This window comes from Halorubrum rarum (genome assembly GCF_048380895.1).
In the GTDB taxonomy this organism is placed as follows: domain Archaea; phylum Halobacteriota; class Halobacteria; order Halobacteriales; family Haloferacaceae; genus Halorubrum.
Genome location: NZ_JBLWMN010000019.1, coordinates 48829 through 67284, shown reverse-complemented (window position 1 = coordinate 67284; position 18456 = coordinate 48829). Strand labels below are relative to the sequence as shown.

General features: G+C 67.2%; 18 protein-coding genes and 1 tRNA gene. 7 read left to right on the top strand and 12 right to left on the bottom strand.

Annotated features, from left to right (window positions below; translation table 11 throughout):
• Nucleotides 1-106 precede the first annotated feature (106 nt).
• The 3 genes from ACNSN7_RS13390 to trmY all read right to left on the bottom strand — a co-directional run bounded on the left by ACNSN7_RS13390 (nucleotide 107) and on the right by trmY (nucleotide 1240).
• A tRNA-Pro gene (locus ACNSN7_RS13390) sits at nucleotides 107-179 on the bottom strand.
• A 62-nt stretch (nucleotides 180-241) separates the two neighbouring features.
• Nucleotides 242-640: a CHY zinc finger protein gene (locus ACNSN7_RS13385; protein ID WP_418282802.1), complete on the bottom strand. Its 399-nt coding sequence runs from the start codon at nucleotides 638-640 to the stop codon at nucleotides 242-244.
• Nucleotides 641-643: 3 nt separating this feature from the next.
• A complete protein-coding gene (gene trmY / locus ACNSN7_RS13380; RefSeq protein ID WP_418282801.1) occupies nucleotides 644-1240 on the bottom strand; it encodes a tRNA (pseudouridine(54)-N(1))-methyltransferase TrmY in 597 nt (198 codons plus the stop codon).
• A gap of 51 nt (nucleotides 1241-1291) precedes the next feature.
• Here trmY and ACNSN7_RS13375 point away from each other — a divergent pair, with 51 nt between their 5' ends.
• Nucleotides 1292-1483: a hypothetical protein gene (locus tag ACNSN7_RS13375; protein ID WP_418282800.1), complete on the top strand. Its 192-nt coding sequence runs from the start codon at nucleotides 1292-1294 to the stop codon at nucleotides 1481-1483.
• A gap of 29 nt (nucleotides 1484-1512) precedes the next feature.
• On the opposite strand, the gene pyrF is transcribed toward ACNSN7_RS13375, so the two are convergent.
• From pyrF to ACNSN7_RS13350, 5 genes are all read right to left on the bottom strand, one after another.
• A complete protein-coding gene (pyrF, locus tag ACNSN7_RS13370; RefSeq protein WP_418282799.1) occupies nucleotides 1513-2343 on the bottom strand; it encodes an orotidine-5'-phosphate decarboxylase in 831 nt (276 codons plus the stop codon).
• Nucleotides 2344-2657: 314 nt separating this feature from the next.
• Nucleotides 2658-5882: a carbamoyl-phosphate synthase large subunit gene (gene carB / locus ACNSN7_RS13365; protein ID WP_418282798.1), complete on the bottom strand. Its 3225-nt coding sequence runs from the start codon at nucleotides 5880-5882 to the stop codon at nucleotides 2658-2660.
• Between the two features lie 187 nt (nucleotides 5883-6069).
• Nucleotides 6070-6276, bottom strand: a complete 207-nt coding sequence (locus ACNSN7_RS13360) for a hypothetical protein (RefSeq protein ID WP_418282797.1) — start codon at nucleotides 6274-6276, stop codon at nucleotides 6070-6072.
• Nucleotides 6277-6372: 96 nt separating this feature from the next.
• Nucleotides 6373-6906: a DUF5815 family protein gene (locus ACNSN7_RS13355; protein WP_418282796.1), complete on the bottom strand. Its 534-nt coding sequence runs from the start codon at nucleotides 6904-6906 to the stop codon at nucleotides 6373-6375.
• A 68-nt stretch (nucleotides 6907-6974) separates the two neighbouring features.
• Nucleotides 6975-9200, bottom strand: coding sequence for a CDC48 family AAA ATPase (locus ACNSN7_RS13350; RefSeq protein ID WP_418282795.1), 2226 nt, complete (start codon nucleotides 9198-9200; stop codon nucleotides 6975-6977).
• 239 nt (nucleotides 9201-9439) lie between these two features.
• On the opposite strand from ACNSN7_RS13350, the gene larC reads away from it, so the two are divergent.
• Nucleotides 9440-10678, top strand: a complete 1239-nt coding sequence (gene larC / locus ACNSN7_RS13345; RefSeq protein ID WP_418282794.1) for a nickel pincer cofactor biosynthesis protein LarC — start codon at nucleotides 9440-9442, stop codon at nucleotides 10676-10678.
• 78 nt (nucleotides 10679-10756) lie between these two features.
• Here the strand turns inward: larC and ACNSN7_RS13340 are convergent, their stop codons facing one another.
• Nucleotides 10757-11581 (bottom strand): NAD(+)/NADH kinase, encoded by an 825-nt coding sequence (locus ACNSN7_RS13340; protein WP_418282793.1) that lies wholly within the window; start codon nucleotides 11579-11581, stop codon nucleotides 10757-10759.
• A gap of 229 nt (nucleotides 11582-11810) precedes the next feature.
• On the opposite strand from ACNSN7_RS13340, the gene trpD reads away from it, so the two are divergent.
• From trpD to trpG, 4 genes are read left to right on the top strand one after another with little or no spacing between them, the layout of a single operon-like run.
• Nucleotides 11811-12851 carry an anthranilate phosphoribosyltransferase gene (trpD, locus tag ACNSN7_RS13335; RefSeq protein WP_418282792.1) on the top strand — a complete coding sequence of 347 codons (1041 nt, stop codon included), beginning with the start codon at nucleotides 11811-11813 and terminating at the stop codon, nucleotides 12849-12851.
• On the top strand, nucleotides 12851-13495 hold the full coding sequence (locus ACNSN7_RS13330) for a phosphoribosylanthranilate isomerase (protein ID WP_418282791.1): 645 nt from the start codon (nucleotides 12851-12853) through the stop codon (nucleotides 13493-13495). Before trpD ends, ACNSN7_RS13330 begins: the two co-directional genes overlap by 1 nt.
• Complete coding sequence (gene trpE, locus ACNSN7_RS13325) at nucleotides 13492-15189, top strand: anthranilate synthase component I (RefSeq protein ID WP_418282790.1); 1698 nt, start codon at nucleotides 13492-13494, stop codon at nucleotides 15187-15189. The genes ACNSN7_RS13330 and trpE overlap by 4 nt, the downstream gene beginning before the upstream one ends.
• Complete coding sequence (trpG, locus tag ACNSN7_RS13320; RefSeq protein ID WP_418282789.1) at nucleotides 15186-15803, top strand: anthranilate synthase component II; 618 nt, start codon at nucleotides 15186-15188, stop codon at nucleotides 15801-15803. The genes trpE and trpG overlap by 4 nt, the downstream gene beginning before the upstream one ends.
• A 6-nt stretch (nucleotides 15804-15809) precedes the next feature.
• On the opposite strand, the gene ACNSN7_RS13315 is transcribed toward trpG, so the two are convergent.
• From ACNSN7_RS13315 to ACNSN7_RS13305, 3 genes are all read right to left on the bottom strand, one after another.
• Complete coding sequence (locus ACNSN7_RS13315; protein ID WP_418282788.1) at nucleotides 15810-16364, bottom strand: HIT family protein; 555 nt, start codon at nucleotides 16362-16364, stop codon at nucleotides 15810-15812.
• Nucleotides 16364-17269, bottom strand: a complete 906-nt coding sequence (gene map / locus ACNSN7_RS13310; protein ID WP_418282787.1) for a type II methionyl aminopeptidase — start codon at nucleotides 17267-17269, stop codon at nucleotides 16364-16366. Before map ends, ACNSN7_RS13315 begins: the two co-directional genes overlap by 1 nt.
• Before the next feature lie 139 nt (nucleotides 17270-17408).
• Nucleotides 17409-17801, bottom strand: a complete 393-nt coding sequence (locus ACNSN7_RS13305; RefSeq protein ID WP_418282786.1) for an ArsR/SmtB family transcription factor — start codon at nucleotides 17799-17801, stop codon at nucleotides 17409-17411.
• Nucleotides 17802-18123: 322 nt separating this feature from the next.
• Here ACNSN7_RS13305 and arsD point away from each other — a divergent pair, with 322 nt between their 5' ends.
• On the top strand, nucleotides 18124-18453 hold the full coding sequence (arsD, locus tag ACNSN7_RS13300) for an arsenite efflux transporter metallochaperone ArsD (protein ID WP_418282785.1): 330 nt from the start codon (nucleotides 18124-18126) through the stop codon (nucleotides 18451-18453).
• The last annotated feature ends 3 nt before the right edge of the window (nucleotides 18454-18456 follow it).

The window sequence follows — 18456 nt, the reverse complement described above, 5'->3', positions numbered from 1 at the left end:
TGTGAACGTGGTCCCGGTGTTGCTGCGGTTCCCGAGACTCACAGGAACCACCCCGCAGATCCGTCGCTACTTGTCAGTAAAAGGTGGAAAAAGTATATGCGGGTAGTGGGCCGGCGCAGATTCGAACTGCGGTTACGGCCACCCGAAGGCCGAAGGATACCAAGCTACCCCACCGGCCCGCACGCGGACAGAGGCCGTTGGATCCTTTAACCCTTCCGAAACCCTGAACGGGTGCGTCGGATCACTCCTCGAAGTATCGGTCGCGATGTCGCCGACAGCCCGGATTGAACGCGGTACCACAGCGCGGACAGGCGTCCCCACAGTCGAGATACGCCGCGGCCGTGAGCGTGGCCGAACAAACGCCACACAGCACCGCCGGATCGTCGAACCGCTCACGCGGCCACGGCTCCGCGCCGTGGTCGACGACCGCGTCGTGACACTCGAAGCACGGGTAGTACGCGCCACAGCAGCCGAACCGAAGCGCGATCACGTCGACCGCGCCGTCCCAGTGGACACACCGCGTGTCGGGGTCGACGTCGATGCCGCGGAGCGGAACCGGGAACCGATCGTCGATCGCGGATGAACCCGTCGTCCGTCGGTCAGCTCCCGTCCTCGTGTCGGTCCCACGTCCGCCCGGCATGGCTCAGTAGCGGGTGTAGCCGTCGGTGTCGAGCCAGTTGTGCGCGACCGAGATCGTGTGATCGGCGTGGAGTCGCTTCGGACCGACCCGGACCCGGCGGTCGCTCTCGGCGGCGAGCAACTCCGTTTCGGCGTCGGTGAAGTCGTTGTGATCGGAGAGCACGAACACCGGATCGTCGGGCGGTGCGGCGTCCCTGAGCGGTTCGCCGGCCTCGTGTAACTGGACGATCGTCCCGTCGGCGGCCACCCGTTCGAGCGTCGCGTCGAGACCCATCCGTCGGAGCTCCACGCCCGGCGAGACGTCCGCGGGCATGTGGCCTATCGCGTCCGCGCGAGCGTCGAGCGCGTCCCGGATCCGCGCGGCGACGTTGCGCTCGTCGGGATGGAGGTGTCGCAGACTGTCGGCGTCGAAGCTCACGGTGAGCTCGTCGCTGATGACGAGGTGGACCCGGACCGCATCGCGGATCCCGTGTGAGAGGAACACGCCGGTCGCGACACAGCGGCAGAGCAGGTCGAGCCGGCCCGCGCCGGGGAGATCATCGAGCGAGATCGAGTCGGGTGTCGTCGGTGCGTCGTGGCCGACGACGACGAACTGGCGCATACGGATCCGGTCCGCCGGAGCGCTGATAAGTCGTGCGACCCAAGAACGGGTATGAGCGTGAGTGGTCCCTGTGGAATCTGTGAACGAGCGCCGGCCCGTCACACCTGTGGACTCTGCGGTCAGCAGGTCTGTCACGACCACTGGAGCGAGACGGCGGGAGCGTGCTCGCCGTGTGCCGAGGGGCGCAGCTCCGACGACTCGACTGAGAGAGACGACGGAACGGACGGGTTTCGGATCGACTGACGACGACCAGCGACACGGAAGTCGCTCGACTACCGGTACCGGTTCAGCCGCTTTTTGAGTCGCTTCGCCGAGTCACCCGCTGCCCCGAAGTACGTCGCCTCCTCGTCGGGCGCTGACGACCCCTCGCCCGCGAAGATGATCCCGCGCGAGGAGTTAACGAGCCCGACGTCGGTGCGCACGCCGGGATAGTCTGCGAGTCCGTACTCGACGGCCGCCTCCGCGTCACCGCCCTGTGCGCCGACGCCGGGTACGAGGAAAGGAAGCTCCGGGACGACCTCCCGGACCGCCGCGAGCTCGTCGGCCGCGGTCGCGCCGACGACGAGCCCGACGTTGTCGTTCGCGTTCCACACGTCCGCGAGCGCCGCCACGCGCTCGTAGAGCGGTTCGCCGGACGCGAGCTCGAGGTCCTGCAGATCCTCGCCGCCGGGGTTCGACGTGCGACAAAGCACGAACACACCCTTCTCCTCGCGGTCGAGGAACGGCTGGAGAGAGTCTCGACCCATGTACGGGTTGACCGTGATCGCGTCCGCCAGATCGAGCAGCTCCGCGTACTGCCGGGTCGTGTTGCCGATGTCCGCGCGTTTGGCGTCGAGCAGCACGGGGACGCCTTTCCCTTCGGCGTACGCGACGGTCTCGTGTAACGATCGCCAGCCGTCCGCGTCCTCGTAAAAGGCGGCGTTCGGCTTGTAGCAGGCGGCGTGCTGATGGGTCGCGTCGATCACGCGTCGATTGAACGCCCAGCGCGGAAGGTCTGCGTCCGACAGGAACTCGGGGATTCGGCTCGGGTCCGGATCGAGACCCACGGAGACGACGCTGTCCGTCTCGTCGATCCGGTTCGCAAGCGTCTCGAAGAAGCTCATACACGCTCTGTGTCGCGCTGTCCGCTAAACGTTGTGTTCCGTCTCCCCGCGTCTCGGGCCGAGGTCGCGCTCGGACCGGCGGTACGTTCGGCGTCAGGCGTCGGCCTGCCGCATCCCGCACGAGTTCGCCGAGGACGACGGCGTCGGACGGCTGTCCATGTTTAAAAACGATGACGAGCCATTCGCCCCGTGGCCTAACGAGTCGTCCACGACGGCCGGGGCGGGTGCGCGGCGAGCCGTCGTGCGTGGGGATCCGAGCCGCCTGTTCGCCAGCCGTTCGGTACGCACGAGCCGTTGGTCAACGCCTCCTCCTCTCAGTACTCGCCCCAGTTCTCGACGCGCTGTGGCCGGTCCGAGACGGCCATCACGTCGAGCTCGTCGTCCGAGTGCTCGATCGCTTCGAGCGCCGCCTTCGCCGACGCGTACGTCGAGAAGTAGGTGATATCCTCTTCGACGGCAACCTCCAACAGCTCCCGCTGCCGGGAGACGATGAGGTCGATCTCGCCGCGGCGAGTGGCCTCCACCAGGTCCGTCGCCGTCGACAGCTCGAAGTGCGCCGAGAACTCGTCGACGAGCGCTTCTCCCGCCTCCGTACCGGGGTCGGGGAACTCCTCGGCCGAGAGGTCCACGACGGCCGTTCCCGAGGTCGGGACCGGCTTCCCGGTCGAGTCCTGCGCTTTGTCGTACGCCTTTCCGAACGACGTCGCCGTTCCCATCACCTCGCCGGTCGACTTCATCTCCGGTCCGAGCCGGGGGTCCGAACCGGGAAGGCGGTCGAACGGAAGCACGACCTCCTTGACGCTGACGTGTTGCGGGATCCGTTCGTCGACGTCCAGGTCCGCAAGCGTGGCGTCCGTCATCACCTTCGCGGCCAGCTTCGCGATCGGGACGCCCGTCGCCTTCGAGACGAACGGGACCGTCCGGGAGGACCGCGGGTTCGCTTCCAACACGTACACCTCGGCGTCGGCGTCCGGATCGTGGACGCCCGTCACCGCCAGTTGGACGTTCAACAGACCGACCGTGTCGAGCGCGCGAGCGATGTTCTCGGTCACCTCGCGGACCCTGGATATCGTCGCGTCGTCGAGCGAGCGCGGCGGGATCATACACGCCGAGTCGCCGGAGTGGACGCCGGCGCTCTCGACGTGTTCCATCACGCCGCCGATGAGCACGTCCTCGCCGTCAGCGACGGCGTCGACATCGAGTTCGACAGCGTTTCCGAGGAACTGGTCGACGAGGATCGGCTTGTCCGGTGAGACGCGAACCGCCTCCTCGATGTAGCGTTCCAACTCTTCGTCGTCCTCGACGACGCGCATCGCGCGTCCGCCGAGCACGTAGGAGGGACGGACCAGCACGGGGTAGCCGACCCGGTGTGCCAGATCCAGCGCCTCGTCACGACTCGTCGCGGTACCGCCCTCGGGCTGTTTGATGTCGATCTCGTCCATCAGGACGTTGAACCGGTCACGGTCCTCGGCTAAGTCCATCGCGCTGACGCTCGTCCCCATGATCTCACAGTCGAGCCCGCGCCGCTCGATCTCCTCCGCCAGCGGTTCGCCGACGTTCACGGACGTCTGTCCGCCGAACTGCACCATCACGCCGTCCGCACCGGTCGTCTCGATCACGTCGGCGATCTCCTCGGCGGAGATGGGCTCGAAGAACAGTCCGTCGGACGTGTCGTAGTCCGTGGACACCGTCTCCGGGTTGTTGTTGACGACGTGTGCGTCGATCCCCATCTCGCGGAGCGCCCGAACCGCGTGGACCGCACAGTAGTCGAACTCGACGCCCTGACCGATCCGGATCGGGCCACCCCCGACCACGACGACGCTCTCGACATCGGTGTCGACGCGGACCTCGTTGGCGGCTCCGGCAGTGCCCGCTCCCTGCAGGAACTCCGGTAGCCTCGCGGAGTAGTAGTACGGCGTCGACGCCCTGAACTCTCCGGCACAGGTGTCGACCTGTTTAAACGTCCGGTCCGGGACCGCGGTCTCCACGTCGCTCACGTCCGCGTCGACCCCGCCGTCCGCGGCCGTCGCGGCGATCTCGGCGTTCGTGCGCCCCGCGGAAGCCGCGGGGACGAACTCGCCGTCCGCCGCCTTCGCGGTCGCATCGGCGACGTTCTCGAAGCGCTCGACGTACCATCGGTGGATGTCGGTGAGTTCGATCACGTCGTCGACGGTGTAGTCGCGGTCGAACGCCTCCAACATGGCGTACGGGCGGTCCGGGCTGGGGCGGACGAGGTACTCGGTCTCCAGCTCCTCGTCGCTCACCTCATCGAAGTCGACCGCGGGATCGTACTCGGAGGAGCGGAGCGCCTTCGTGAGACTCTCCTCGAAGGTGCGACCGATGGACATCGCCTCGCCGGTCGATTTCATCGCGGTACCGAGCTCGAAGTCGACGTCCTCGAACTTGTCGATGGGCCAGCGCGGCACCTTTGTCACGACGTAGTCGATAGCCGGCTCGAAGGCGGCGGTCGTCTCCCCGGTGATCTCGTTGTCTATCTCGTGGAGCCGCTTCCCGAGCGCGACCTTCGCGGTGACGCGGGCGATCGGATAGCCCGTGGCCTTCGACGCGAGCGCCGAGGAGCGGGAGACCCGAGGGTTCACCTCGACGACGCGGTACTCCCCGCCGGGCGTCCCGTCGTCGTGCCACGCGAACTGGATGTTACAGCCGCCCTGTATCCCGAGCTCGCGGATCACGCCCAGTGCGGCGTCGCGCATCTCCTGGTGGCCGTCGTCCGGGATGACCTGCGAGGGGGTGACGACCGTCGACTCGCCGGTGTGGATCCCCATCGGGTCGATGTTCTCCATGTTACAGATGATGATACAGGAGTCGTCGGCGTCCCGCATCACCTCGTACTCCAGTTCGACCCAGCCGGCGATCGATTCGGTGACCAGCACCTCGCTGTTCCGCGAGAGACGGAGGCCCTTCCGAACCCGTTCGACGAGCTCCTCGAAGTCGTCGACGACGCCGGAGCCGGAGCCGCCGAGCGTGTACGTCGTACGCGCGATGACGGGGAGACCGCCGACCTCGTCGACGGCGTCACGCACGCGATCGCGGAGCGCCCCCTCGTCGAAATCGGTAACGGATTCACCGTCGTCGAGCGCGATGGTCGTCGACTGCGGGACGGGCTGGCCGATCTTCTCCATGCGCTGCCGGAACAGGTCGCGGTCCTCGGTCGCGTATATCGTGTCGAGCGGCGTGCCCATCACCTCGACGTCGTGCTCCTCTAAGATCCCTTGCTCGGCGAGCTCCGCGGTGACGTTGAGGCCGGTTTGGCCACCGAGTCCCGCGATGACGCCGTCGGGTTCCTCGAGTCGGATGACCTCGGCGATCGCCTCCGGAGTGATCGGCTCGATGTACACCCGGTCCGCGGTGTCCGGGTCGGTCATGATCGTCGCCGGGTTCGAGTTCACCAGGACGACGCGTGCGCCTTCCTCCTGAAGTGCACGGCACGCCTGGGCGCCGGAGTAGTCGAACTCCGCTGCCTGTCCGATCTGGATCGGCCCGCTGCCGATGAGCAGAATGGTCCGGTCCTCACTCATTATCCCGACGGAGTACGTTCATCGTAATAAGGTCGGCGATAGAGTACGAATCTCGCAGGAGTTTTGCGATTTTCGCAAGTTATGTGAAACCATATCACAATATCGGTGTCCGTCGACGAATCGGCTGAAACGCCGCCAAGCGTGGCGGGGAGTCGCGGCCACGTCGGACGTTCGAGGGTTCCTCGAGTCAGGCGTTGAGCCGATACCGGTACGGACGAGCCGCGATCACTTCCACTTCACCTCGTCGTGCCCACCGTCCCAACACTGTCGCGACGCGGTGCGGGCTGTCGATCCCCTCGCCTTGCTCCAGGTGCGCGAGGATCTCCCGCGCCGTCAGCGGCTCGTCGGCATCGGCGAGCACACCGCGGATCCGTTCGTATTCGTGGGTGTGCATACGTCATACGCACGGTTGCTGGACATATAGGGTTCAGTGAGACGGGAGTCAGACACCTGTCGGACGGAGTCGCCGACGGATCCTCGTTTCGTGGACTCAAACGTACGGGTCCTCGGCGTCGAGGTCCCGCTCGGCTCGGTACTGATCGACGAACGCCGCGACGTCGAACTCCATCATCTCCGATTCGAACGTCGCGAGCGCGTCGTCGTCCTCGGCGTGGCTCACCGCGTGCTCCATCAACTCGACGACGAGCTCGACGAGAACCTCGTGGAGCCGCCGGGAGTCGAACTCCGCCACCCACACCATCGCGTAGCCGACGTCGGCGTGGTCGCTCGCGTCACGTGCAACGACCCGATCCGGAAACTCCTCTAAGGCGATTCCTAGGAGATGCGGCGTGTCGAACTCCGGCATCTCCTCGCTGGTCGTCTCGATCGCCTCTCGGAGGACGTCGACGAGGAACTCCGGGAGAAACCGGTCCGGCGGATGGACGTCCATCACGACGGCGTGGGTCGCTCCGCACTCGCAGTCGAACTCCCGCATCCCGAGGTCCAACTCGCCGAGCCCGACGGTCTCCCCGCACGGTAGTTCGAGGACGTTCTCGTCGCCACCGGGGACGCGTGGCTGAGGCATACCCTCGCTTGGCGATCGCGGTGGTTAAAAGGCGCGAAAGGCGTCGTCGCTCTCGACGCCGTGGCGTCCTACTGGAACCCGATTCGACCGGATCCGGTTTCTCTGAACGCCTCCCGCCCACCGCCCTTGAACTCCCGTTCGACCTCCTCGTAGTAGGCGAGAATGTCTTCGGTGATCGTCGGACGAACCGACTCCATCGCACGGCGGAAGTGTTTCATCTCCACCTCCTCGGCGGCGTCGTCGTCGCGGAGCGCCTCGATGGCGGCCTCTCGAGCGATCCCCTCCAGATCGGAGCCGACGTACCCGTCCGTGATCTCCGCGATCTCGCGGAGGCTCACGTCCGGTGCGAGCGGCGTGTCGGCCGTGTGGATCTCGAGGATCTGCTCGCGTCCCTCCTGATCCGGCTGGCCGATCATCACGAGACGGTCGAATCGGCCCGAGCGCAACAGCGCGGGATCGATCATGTCCGGACGGTTCGTTGCACCGATCACCATCACGTCGCCCATCTCCTCTAACCCGTCCAGCTCGGTCAACAGCTGGTTGACGACGCGCTCGGAGACGTTGTTACCCATCTCCTGCCCGCGAGAGGGCGCGAGACTGTCGAGCTCGTCGAAGAAGATGATCGTGGGGCTCACCTGCCGCGCCTTCCGGAACGTCTGTCGGATCGCCTTCTCCGACTCGCCGACCCACTTCGAGAGCAGCTGTGGTCCTCTCACCGAGATGAAGTTCGCGTTCGTCTCGTTGGCGACCGCCTTCGCCATCAGCGTCTTTCCGGTCCCCGGCGGGCCGTACAGAAGCACGCCCTTCGGCGCGTCGACGCCCATCCGATCGAACTTCTCCGGCGAGGTGAGCGGCCACTCGACGGACTCTTGGACCTGCTCTTTGGCACCTTCGAGTCCGCCGACGTCGTCCCACGAGATCTTCGGCAGCTCGACGAGCACCTCTCGCATCGCGGACGGTTCGACCTCGCTTAACGCACCTCGGAAGTCGTCGCGCTTGACGATCATCCGGTCTATCAGGCTCGGCGGGATGTCCTCCTCGTCGAGGTCGATCTCGGGGAGGTACCGGCGGAGCGCCTTCATCGCGGCCTCCTTGGTCAGGCTCTCGATGTCGGCTCCGACGAAGCCGTGCGTCTCGTCCGCGAGGTGGTCGAGGGAGACGTCGTCCGACAGCGGCATCCCGCGGGTGTGGATCTGGAGGATCTCCTTGCGGCCGACCTCGTCGGGGACCGCGATCTCGATCTCACGGTCGAAGCGGCCGGGGCGGCGGAGCGCGGGGTCGACGCTGTCGACGCGGTTCGTCGCGGCGATGACGATCACCTGTCCGCGCGTCTCCAACCCGTCCATCATCGTGAGCAACTGGGCGACGACGCGACGCTCGACCTCGCCGGTGACGTCCTCCCGCTTCGGCGCGATCGAGTCGAGCTCGTCGATGAAGATGATCGAGGGCGACTCCTCTTTCGCGTCCTCGAAGATCTCTCGGAGCTGCTGTTCGGACTCGCCGTAGTACTTCGAGATGATCTCCGGGCCCGCGATCGAGAAGAACGACGCCGACGTCTCGTTGGCGACCGCCTTCGCGAGCAGGGTCTTCCCCGTCCCCGGCGGACCGTGCAGCAGGACGCCCTGCGGCGGCTCGATCCCGAGCTTCGAGAAGATCTGCGGGTGTTTCATCGGGAGTTCGACCATCTCGCGGACGCGCTGGATCTCGCTTTGGAGGCCGCCGATGTCCTCGTAGGTGATCCCGCCGCCGGTCTTCTCGAACCCGGAGATCGGCTCCTCGCGGAGCTCGACCTCGGTGTCCTCGGTCACCAGACAGACCCCGTCCGGCTCCGTCTCCACTGCGATGAGCGGGATCGCCTGTCCGGGGGACCGCATGAACGGGTGGTTCGTCGACGACATGACCGGAACGATGTCGCGTTCGACGACCGGCCGCTTGAGGATCTGTCGTTTCACCATCCCGGCCGCGTCCGAGCCGAACTGGACGGATGCCTCCTCGGGAGGGGCCAGAACGAGCGTGTCGGCCGCCTCCGCCTCGGCCTTCCTGATCGTGACGCGCTCGCCGATCCCGACGTCGGCGTTCTGGCGCGTGAACCCGTCGATCCGAACGGTGTCGGTGTTCCAGTCCTGTCTGTCCGCCCGCCACACCTTGGCGGCGGTCATCTCCGCGCCCTCGATCTCGATGATGTCGCCGGGTGAGAGCTTCAGGTGTAACAGCGTGTCGGGGTCGAGTCGAGCGATGCCGCGTCCCGAGTCGTTCGGGTACGCCTTCGCCACTTCGAGTTGGACTTCGTTCATGGTTCCTCGCGGGGATCGGGAATACCTGCACGCGGTGTGGCTATAAGCCTGTTGCTCCGGCGGATCTCACCGTCACGTCGGGCGATTCGCTCCGTTTCGCTAGAGTAGCATGTCATCATATAGCATAGTACGGAACCCTCGTTTAAAACCCCGTCGTACGGGCTCATCGATCCTCTGGTCACGGGTCCGGTCGTTCCGAGTGGAACGTCTCTTTATCGGTGGGCGTCTACCCATCACACATGCGAACCCTCGCCTTCGACGGCCGAACCGGTGCGGCCGGCGACATGATCTGCGCCGCGCTGATCGCGGCCGGTGCCGATCCGGACGTCCTCGCGCGGGTTGAACAGCATCTCCCGGTCCGATACGACATCGGAGAGACGGTGAAACACGGGATCCGCGCGACGACCGTCGACGTGCTGCTCGCCGAAACCGACGTCGAGGACCCCGACGATTCCGACGGTCACGCGGAGAGATCCGGCGTCCACCGCACGTATCCCGAGGTCGTCTCGCTCGTCGAGTCGATGGGGCTCCCCGATCGCATCGAGTCGACCGCGCTGGACGCCTTCGAACTGCTCGGTCGTGCGGAGGCGTCGGTTCACGGGACCGATCTCGCCGCGACGCACTTCCACGAGGTGGGGGCGGACGACGCGATCGCAGACGTCGTCGGCGCGATGCTCCTGCTCGACGACCTCGACGTCGACCGGGTCGTCACGACGCCCGTCTCCGTCGGCGGCGGCACCGTGGAGATGAGCCACGGCGAGTATCCGGTACCCGGACCGGCCGTCGTCGAGATCGCCGAGCGCACCGGACTCGCGATCGTCGGCGGCCCGATCGATCGGGAGCTGCTGACGCCGACCGGCGCGGCGATCCTCGGAGCCGTCGCCGAGAGCGTCGACGTCGCTCCGGGACTCACGGTGTCCGAGTCGGGCTACGGCGCGGGAGACGCGACGTTCGAACGCCGTCCGAACGTCCTTCGGGCGATCGTCGGGGACGGCGGGACCGGAGGTGACCGACTCGTTCACGACGACGTCGCCGTCCTCGAAACCAACCTCGACGACGCCTCGCCAGAGGTGCTCGGTGGCCTGCAGCAAACGCTGAAAAACGTCGGGGCGCGCGACGTCACGATCGTTCCGACGACGATGAAGAAGTCGCGTCCGGGACACCTCGTGACGGTCGTCTGCAAGCCCGCCGACGCCGAGGCGGTCGCGGCGCGGCTCGCGCGCGAGACGGGGACGCTGGGCGTGCGCCAGACGGGAGCGACACATCGCTGGATCGCCGAGCGTCAGTTCGAGACGGCGGTCCTCGACGTCGACGGCGACGAGTACGAGGTCGCCGTCAAACTGGCCTCGACCGCCGACGGCGACGTGTACGACGTCAGCGCCGAGTACGACGACGCGGCAACGGTCGCCGAGCGCACCGGCCTCCCGGTTCGAACGGTCTTGCAGCGGGCGGAGGCGGCGATCCGCGGGAGCGACTGACCGGATACGCGAGGACGTCGGTCACTGGCACCTTCTGCGGACGAACGCGACGGTAGGCTCCCCCGTAACGCCGAGCACTCACGACAGCTTGCCGAGCGCCTCGAAGAAGTCGGCGGCCGGACCGGCGATCCGCATCGGCGTCGTCGTCCGCTCGATCGTCACCTCCACCGGCCCCGACAGCTCGTGCGGATTCCGGCCGTCGCTGACGACGACGGTCGCCTCGGCGCTCGTGACGGCGACGCTCACCGTCGCGTCGACGTCGACCGTAAGCGGGGGCATTCCCTCCTCGGCGCACATCTCGTTGACGACCAGCGCCGACACGTCCGGGTGGACCAGCGGACCGACCTCGGAGAGGTTGTACGCGGTCGATCCCGTCGGGGTCGCGACGAGGACGCCGTCGGCGTGTCCCCCGGAGTACAGCGAGCCGTCGACGCGGAGCTCGTAGTCGATCCCGCCGCCGTGTCCGCGTCGCTCGCCGCTCACCACGATCTCGTTTGCCGCCGGGAGCGAGTCCCACCCGTCCGCCGACGCGGCCAGTCGCGGCGTTTCTCGGACGTTCATCCCGCCGTTTCGGAACCGGTCGACCTCCGCGAGTACGACCGATTCCGCGTCGTCAGGCGGGACCGCGTTCAGAAAGCCGACTTCACCGAGATTAACGCCGAGTATTGGCGTTCCGTCGGCGTTGCGCGCGGCGAACAGGAACGTCCCGTCGCCCCCGACCGCCACGGCCAGATCACAGTCCGCGAGCGCGTCGACGCCTCGGCCCGGCCCAGCGTCGAGGTACTCCGCGGTCACCTCGTCGAGCCACACCGAGACGCCACGCTCCCGGACGACGTCCCGGACGTCCGCGGCGAGCGACGCCGCACGGTGATTCCCCTTCCGCGCCACGATCCCGACCTCCATGAGCGACACGTTTCCTCCGACCGAGTAAAAGGGTGCGATCACCGAATCGTCCCGACCACCCTCGCAGCCTCGGCCTGCTCGGACGCCTCGGCCGCCTTGGCCTCCCCGACCGTCCAGCCACCCCGACCGCTCCGGCGGCGTCTGCGAGACGATCGATCCGACGGCGACAGGGTTAAAACCATGTACACACTTGTACATTACAAGACGAATATATACATTGGAGTTCACAATGAGTATCACAGAAACCATACGGCGGGTGACGGACGGGGAGGATCTGACTGTCGAGGAGGCACGGGAGACGGCACGCCTCGTGTTCGAGGAGGCGACCGAAGCCCAGATCGGTGCGCTGCTGGCGGCGCTCCGCTCGAAGGGAGAGACGGAGGCCGAGATCGCCGGCTTCGCGCAGGGGATGCGCGACGCGGCGCGGACGATCGAACCGGAACGTGACCTGCTCGTCGACACCTGCGGTACCGGCGGCGACGACTACGACACGATCAACGTCTCGACGACCGCGGCGATCGTCGCCGCGGGAGCGGGGGTGCCGGTCGCGAAACACGGCAACTACTCCGTCTCCTCGTCGTCGGGGAGCGCGGACGTCCTCGAAGTGGCCGGCGCGGACATCGAGGCCGAACCGCCGGCCGTCGAGGCGGCGATCGAGGCCGACGGGATCGGGTTCATGCTCGCGCCCGTCTTCCACCCGGCGATGAAGGCCGTCATCGGCCCTCGTCGAGAGCTGGAGCTACGGACGATATTCAACGTGCTCGGTCCGCTCACCAACCCGGCCGGTGCGGACGCGCAGGTGCTCGGCGTGTACGACATCGACCTCGTGGCACAGATCGCGCGCTCGCTCGCGCACATGCCCGTCGACCGTGCGCTCGTCGTTCACGGCTCCGGAATGGACGAGATAGCCTTACACGACGAGACGGTCGTCGCGGAGGTCGACGGCGAGGCGGTGACCGAGTTCACGATCACCCCCGAGGACCTCGGGCTGGAGCGCGCGCCGATCGAGGCGGTCGCGGGCGGCACGCCCGAGGAGAACGCGGCGGACCTCCGCGGCATCGTCGAGGGCGACGTGACCGGTCCGAAACGCGACCTGATCCTTGCGAACGCGGGTGCGGCGGTCTACGTCGCCGGACGGGCCGAGACGCTCGCGGAGGGCGTCGAAATCGCCGCCGAGGCGATCGACTCCGGTGCGGCCGCCGAGAAGTTCGCGGCACTGTGCGGGAGCGATGCCCGTGCCGAACCGACTCTCGACGCGGAGGACGACTGATGGCACGGGTGAAGATTTGCGGGCTGACCCGCGGGGCCGACCTCCGGGCCGCGATCGACGCGGGTGCCGACGCCGTGGGCGTCATCACGGAGGTCCCGGTCGACACGCCGCGCGAGGTCGATCCGGCGGCCGCGGCGGAGCTGCTCGCCGACGTGCCACCGTTCGTCACGGCGACGCTCGTCACGATGCCGTCCTCGCCCGAGCGGGCGGTCGAACTGCTCCGGACGGTCGAGCCGGACGCGATCCAGCTACACGGGGAGTGGACGGCCGACGAGATCGGCTACGTTCGCGCTGAAACCGGCGTGAAGGTCCTGTGTACGGTCGACGCCGCGGACCACGGCCGTGCCGAGATGCTCGATCCGATCGTCGACGCGCTCGTCGTCGACTCGACGCGGGAGTCGGGTGCCGGCGGAACCGGGGAGACGCACGACTGGGCCGCGACCGGGGACCTGGCCGCGCGGCTCACCTCTCCGGTCGTCCTCGCCGGAGGCTTGACCCCGGAGAACGTCGCCGAGGCGGTGCGGGTCGCCGACCCGTTCGCGGTCGACGTCGCCTCCGGTGTCGAGCTGTCCGGCGGTCGGAAGGACCACAACGCGATCGCCCGGTTCGTCACCAACGCGGGTCGTGAGATGGAGATCGCATGACGGCTCTCGATCGCTCGCGGGCGGCGTTCGTCGAACTGGCCGCGGACGCCGAGAAGCCGGTCGTCGTCCGCGCCGCGGCATCCCTCGACGCCGACGTCACACCGCTGGCCGCGTACGCGACGCTCGTCGGCGACAGCCCGTACGGGTTCCTCCTGGAGTCCGGACAGAAGGTCGCCTCCAGCGATCCCGACGGCGCGTTCACGGCCGGCGGAAAGGCGGACAAACACGCTCGCTACTCGTTCGTCGGTTACGATCCGGAGGCGATCGTCTCGGTCCATCCCGATCGGACGGAGGTCCAGCGGCTCGGCCCCGCGGCCGACCTGATCGACGACGGGATCGGCGCGTCCGACGGCGATGGGCTCGTCGCGTCCGACGACGATGGGATCGGCGCGTCCGACGGCGACGTCATCGACCGCGTCCGCGACGCGTTCCCGGACGTGAGCCTCCGCGGATTCCCCGACACCGACCGACAGATCCTCTCGGGTGGATTCGTGGGGTTTCTGGCGTACGAGGCGGTGTACGACCTCTGGCTGGAGGAGGTCGGCGTCGACCGTCCCGAGACGGCGTTCCCGGACGCGGAGTTCGCCCTCACGACGCGGACGGTCGTGTTCGACGAGGTGGAGGAGACGGTCGAACTCGTGTTCACTCCCGTCACCGACGTCGACGACGACCCCGGCTCGATCTACGACGACATCGCCGCGGAGGCGGAGCGGGTCGCCGAGGAACTCCGGAACGCGACGGAGCCGGACACCGGCGGGTTCCGTCAGCGGGGCGAAACCGCGGGTCCGCGCGAGGAGTACGAGGAGGCGGTCCGAACCGCGAAACGGCACGTCCTCGACGGCGACATCTATCAGGGAGTCGTCTCGCGCACGCGAGAGCTTCGAGGTGAGGTGGACCCGCTCGGACTGTACGCGGCGCTGCGTGACGTGAATCCCTCGCCGTACATGTACGTCCTCCGTCACGACGACCGGACGATCGTCGGCGCGAGCCCGGAGACGCTCGTGTCGGTGAAGGGCGACCGGATCGTCTCGAACCCCATCGCGGGCACCTGCCCGCGCGGAACGAGCCCGGTCGAGGACAGACGGCTCGCCGGCGAGATGCTCGCGGACGGCAAGGAGCGCGCCGAACACACGATGCTCGTCGACCTCGCACGAAACGACGTTCGCCGCGTCTCCGAGCCCGGGTCCGTCCGTGTCGAGGAGTTCATGAACGTGTTGAAGTACAGCCACGTCCAGCACATCGAGTCGACGGTGACGGGAACGCTCGCGGCCGACGCGGACGCATTCGACGCCACGCGAGCGACGTTTCCCGCCGGCACGCTCACGGGTGCGCCGAAGGTCCGCGCGATGGAGATCATCAACGAGCTGGAGCGCACGCCGCGGGAGGCGTACGGCGGCGGCGTCGGCTACTACTCGTGGACCGGCGACGCCGACTTCGCGATCGTGATCCGAACGGCGACGATCCGCGAGGACAACGGGGAGAACGGGGCCGACGGGGCGGACGGGACCGACGACGTCGTCACCGTTCGAGCCGGTGCGGGGCTCGTCGCGGACTCCGATCCCACCGCGGAGTACGAGGAGACGGAGCGAAAGATGGACGGCGTGTTGGCCGCCATCGACCGGATCCGTGAGGCTGGTGACGGCGACAACGCGGGCGAGTCGGTCGCCACGGCCGCCACGGAGGTGGACGAATGAAGATCGTGATCGTCGACAACTTCGACTCGTTCACGTACAACCTCGTCGAGTACGTCTCCGAGATCGGACTCGACGAGGACTCGGGACTCGACGCCGACGTCGACATCGAGGTCCTCAAAAACACCGCATCGCTCGCTGACGTCGTCGACGCCGACCCCGACGCGATCCTCATCAGTCCCGGTCCCGGCCACCCGAAGAACGACCGCGACGTCGGAGTCACCGCCGAGGTCCTCCGAGAGCTCTCTCCCGAGGCCCCGACGCTCGGCGTCTGTCTGGGTCTCGAGGCAGCCGTCCACGAGTACGGCGGAACGGTCGGCCACGCGCCAGAGCCGATCCACGGGAAGGCGTTCCCGGTCGACCACGACGGTGAGGGGGTTTTTCAGGGGCTCGACCAGGGGTTCCGGGCGGGTCGTTACCACTCGCTCGCCGCGGTCGAGGTGCCGGACGCCTTCGAGGTGTCGGCGACGACCGACCACGACGGCGAGCCGATCGTGATGGGGATCCGCCACCGGGAGTACCCGATCGAGGCGGTGCAGTTCCACCCCGAAAGCGTCCTCACAGCGGTCGGCCACGACGTGATCCGGAACTTCCTGGCGACGGCGAACGGGAGCTGATCCGGTTCACTCAGATCCGAACGAGAGCTGTACCGCCTCGCCAGCCTCGGTACTTCCTTGGTCAACGACGTGGTCTCCCGCGGCGAACCCGGCGTGGAGGTGGTCGTACGTCCGGTCGAGCCCCTCGACAATCACCTTCGTCTCGCCGACGACGGGCATGAAGCTTGTGTCCCCGTTCCATCGCGGGACGACGTGGGTGTGGAGGTGATCGATCGAGCCGCCGGCGGCGTCGCCGCCGAGGTTCATCCCCGTGTTGAACCCCTCGGGGTCGAGATCGCGCCGAGTCGCCGCGATCGTCGCCGCCTTCAGTCGACCGTGATCGAGTATCGTCTCGTCGTCGAGGTCGGTCCAGTCGTCGACGTGCGCGTCCGGGATCACCATCACGTGGCCCGGGTTGTACGGCGCGTTGTTGAGAAGCACGTAGTTGCGGTCGCTCTCCGCGACCACCCGCGCCTCCGTCGCGTCCTCGAAGCTCGGAAGCACGCAGAACGGACAGCCGTCGATCGGATCCTCGTCGCGCTCGACCCAGTCGATCCGCCACGGCGCGTAGATCCGCTCCATCAGTCGAAGTCGTGGATCCCGTCCGTCGTCACCTCGACGCCGTCCTCCGTGATCAGCATCGTGTGCTCCGCTTGGCTCACCAGTGCGTCGTCGTCCTCCTTCAGCACCGGATATCCCTTGATGACGTTCGACTGTTTGAGCCGGCGAAGCGCCATGCCGACGCCGTCGCCCTCCAGCCACCGCGCGGCGAAGGGAAGGTCGTCGAACGCTTCGATCTCCTCGAGCACCTTTCGCGCGCGACGGTCGCGAACGCTCTTCGCGCGCTGGAGTTCGAAGATCTCCTCTGTGGTCCCCTCGCCGACCTTCCCGCGGCCGTCGGTCGCGAACGGCTCGATGGCGATCGCCTGCCCCGGCTCCAGTTCGACCGACCGGTCGACCCCGCGGTTCGGCACGTTCGGTCCCGTGTGAGCGTCGTACCGCTCGACGCCGTGTCCGGAGAGATTCAGGACCGGGGTGTAGCCGTACCCGCGGATCACGTCCTCGATCGCCTGCCCGACGACGCCGACCTCGACGCCCGGCCCGGCCTCGTCGATCGCGGCCTCCAACGCCATCTCGGCGGCTTCGACCAGCTCCGTGTTGCCGGTGTAGTCGACGGTCACCGCGGCGTCGGCGATGTAGCCGTCGACGTGGACGCCGACGTCGAGACACACCATCTCCTCGCCGAACTCCGTTTCGTCGTCCCGGCCGGGCGTCGCGTGTGACGCCTCCGGGTCGACGCTGATGTTGACGGGGAACGCGATGCCCGCGTCCTGTTCGCGGATGAAGTCCTCGGTCCACTCCGCGACCGCCAGTTGGGTTCGTCCCGGTTCGATCATCTCTCGGGCCTCGTTCATCGCTTCCACCAGCACTGCGCCGGCCTCACGATAGCTCTCGACCGCGTCGTCGTCGAGGGATCCGTAGCTCATACCCGCGGGTTCGGGTAGGGGCCGCAAAGAGGTTGCGGGAACCGGGCGTGACCGACGGCGGTGCGACCGCCCCGGACGCCTCGAAGCCGGCCGACGCTGCCGGCTGTAGCGTGTGTCGAACGACGGCGACGAACCGGACTCACAGGGACCGCGAGCCGTCGAGTGCGACGAGAACGGCGCTCGCCCGCGGCGTGGCGCGGTACATCCGCCACTTGCCCTCCTTCCGGCGCGTGACGAGGCCGGCGTCGGTGAGCTTCGAGAGGGCGTGGCTGATCGCGCTGTCGCTCACGTCCAGCAGCGGCGAGAGCTCGCAGACGCACAGCTCGTCGTCGGCCGTGTGGAGCATCCGGACGATCTTGTACCGCGTCTCGTTTCCGAGCGCCGACAGCAGCGCAACGTCGGTCTCGAGGTCCGACCCGCCGACGGCCTCGTTCAGTTCCTCCAGTTCCGCCAGTCGCTCGGAGAGGTCCGCATCGGTACAGGAGCCACACTCGTCGACGACGTACCGTCGCAGGCGATCGGTCGATGACATACGGAACAGTTGAATCGATATGTGATTAAGCGTTGTGGACCGTCGGCCACACAGCGTCACGAATGGATGGGGACGATTGGTTGCGAGCTCAGCTATTCCGATACCGACTCGCAGAACGTCTGAATCCCTTATGCGTATCTATGGCATAATAGCCATCCATGCGCGTTCTAGAAGCGGTACGTGGATCGGTAGTGGTAGGAACCCGATCGAAGGGCTTATAGTTATATGAGGATTTATTCAATTGAATTGGTCTCAGGGACGTGTCGGAGGCACATCCCGTTTCGAACGACCGTTCAGACGATCGACGACGACCCGACTCATCATGACCGAACTCACTCTGTACGAAGAAGCGATGTGTTGTTCCACCGGCGTCTGCGGCCCCGACCCCGACGACGAGCTCGTCGAGGTCAGCGCGGCGCTCGATCAGCTCGAGGACGCGTTCGACGACCTCGAAGTCAGCCGGGCAAACATGCAACACAACATCGACCAGTTCCTCGAAACGCAGCGGATCTACGACCGCGTTCAGGAGAACGGCCCGTCGATCCTTCCGATCACGGTCGTCGACGACGAGATCGTCGCCGAGGGAGAGTACCTCTCGTACGACGAACTGACTGCCGCCGTCGACGGGGACGCCACCCCACAGGAGGCCTAACGA

Coding starts and splice junctions, on each gene's coding strand:
- ACNSN7_RS13385 (WP_418282802.1), bottom strand. CDS start 640: ATGCCGGGCGGACGTGGGACCGACACGAGGACGGGAGCTGACCGACGG.
- trmY (WP_418282801.1), bottom strand. CDS start 1,240: ATGCGCCAGTTCGTCGTCGTCGGCCACGACGCACCGACGACACCCGAC.
- ACNSN7_RS13375 (WP_418282800.1), top strand. CDS start 1,292: ATGAGCGTGAGTGGTCCCTGTGGAATCTGTGAACGAGCGCCGGCCCGT.
- pyrF (WP_418282799.1), bottom strand. CDS start 2,343: ATGAGCTTCTTCGAGACGCTTGCGAACCGGATCGACGAGACGGACAGC.
- carB (WP_418282798.1), bottom strand. CDS start 5,882: ATGAGTGAGGACCGGACCATTCTGCTCATCGGCAGCGGGCCGATCCAG.
- ACNSN7_RS13360 (WP_418282797.1), bottom strand. CDS start 6,276: ATGCACACCCACGAATACGAACGGATCCGCGGTGTGCTCGCCGATGCC.
- ACNSN7_RS13355 (WP_418282796.1), bottom strand. CDS start 6,906: ATGCCTCAGCCACGCGTCCCCGGTGGCGACGAGAACGTCCTCGAACTA.
- ACNSN7_RS13350 (WP_418282795.1), bottom strand. CDS start 9,200: ATGAACGAAGTCCAACTCGAAGTGGCGAAGGCGTACCCGAACGACTCG.
- larC (WP_418282794.1), top strand. CDS start 9,440: ATGCGAACCCTCGCCTTCGACGGCCGAACCGGTGCGGCCGGCGACATG.
- ACNSN7_RS13340 (WP_418282793.1), bottom strand. CDS start 11,581: ATGGAGGTCGGGATCGTGGCGCGGAAGGGGAATCACCGTGCGGCGTCG.
- trpD (WP_418282792.1), top strand. CDS start 11,811: ATGAGTATCACAGAAACCATACGGCGGGTGACGGACGGGGAGGATCTG.
- ACNSN7_RS13330 (WP_418282791.1), top strand. CDS start 12,851: ATGGCACGGGTGAAGATTTGCGGGCTGACCCGCGGGGCCGACCTCCGG.
- trpE (WP_418282790.1), top strand. CDS start 13,492: ATGACGGCTCTCGATCGCTCGCGGGCGGCGTTCGTCGAACTGGCCGCG.
- trpG (WP_418282789.1), top strand. CDS start 15,186: ATGAAGATCGTGATCGTCGACAACTTCGACTCGTTCACGTACAACCTC.
- ACNSN7_RS13315 (WP_418282788.1), bottom strand. CDS start 16,364: ATGGAGCGGATCTACGCGCCGTGGCGGATCGACTGGGTCGAGCGCGAC.
- map (WP_418282787.1), bottom strand. CDS start 17,269: ATGAGCTACGGATCCCTCGACGACGACGCGGTCGAGAGCTATCGTGAG.
- ACNSN7_RS13305 (WP_418282786.1), bottom strand. CDS start 17,801: ATGTCATCGACCGATCGCCTGCGACGGTACGTCGTCGACGAGTGTGGC.
- arsD (WP_418282785.1), top strand. CDS start 18,124: ATGACCGAACTCACTCTGTACGAAGAAGCGATGTGTTGTTCCACCGGC.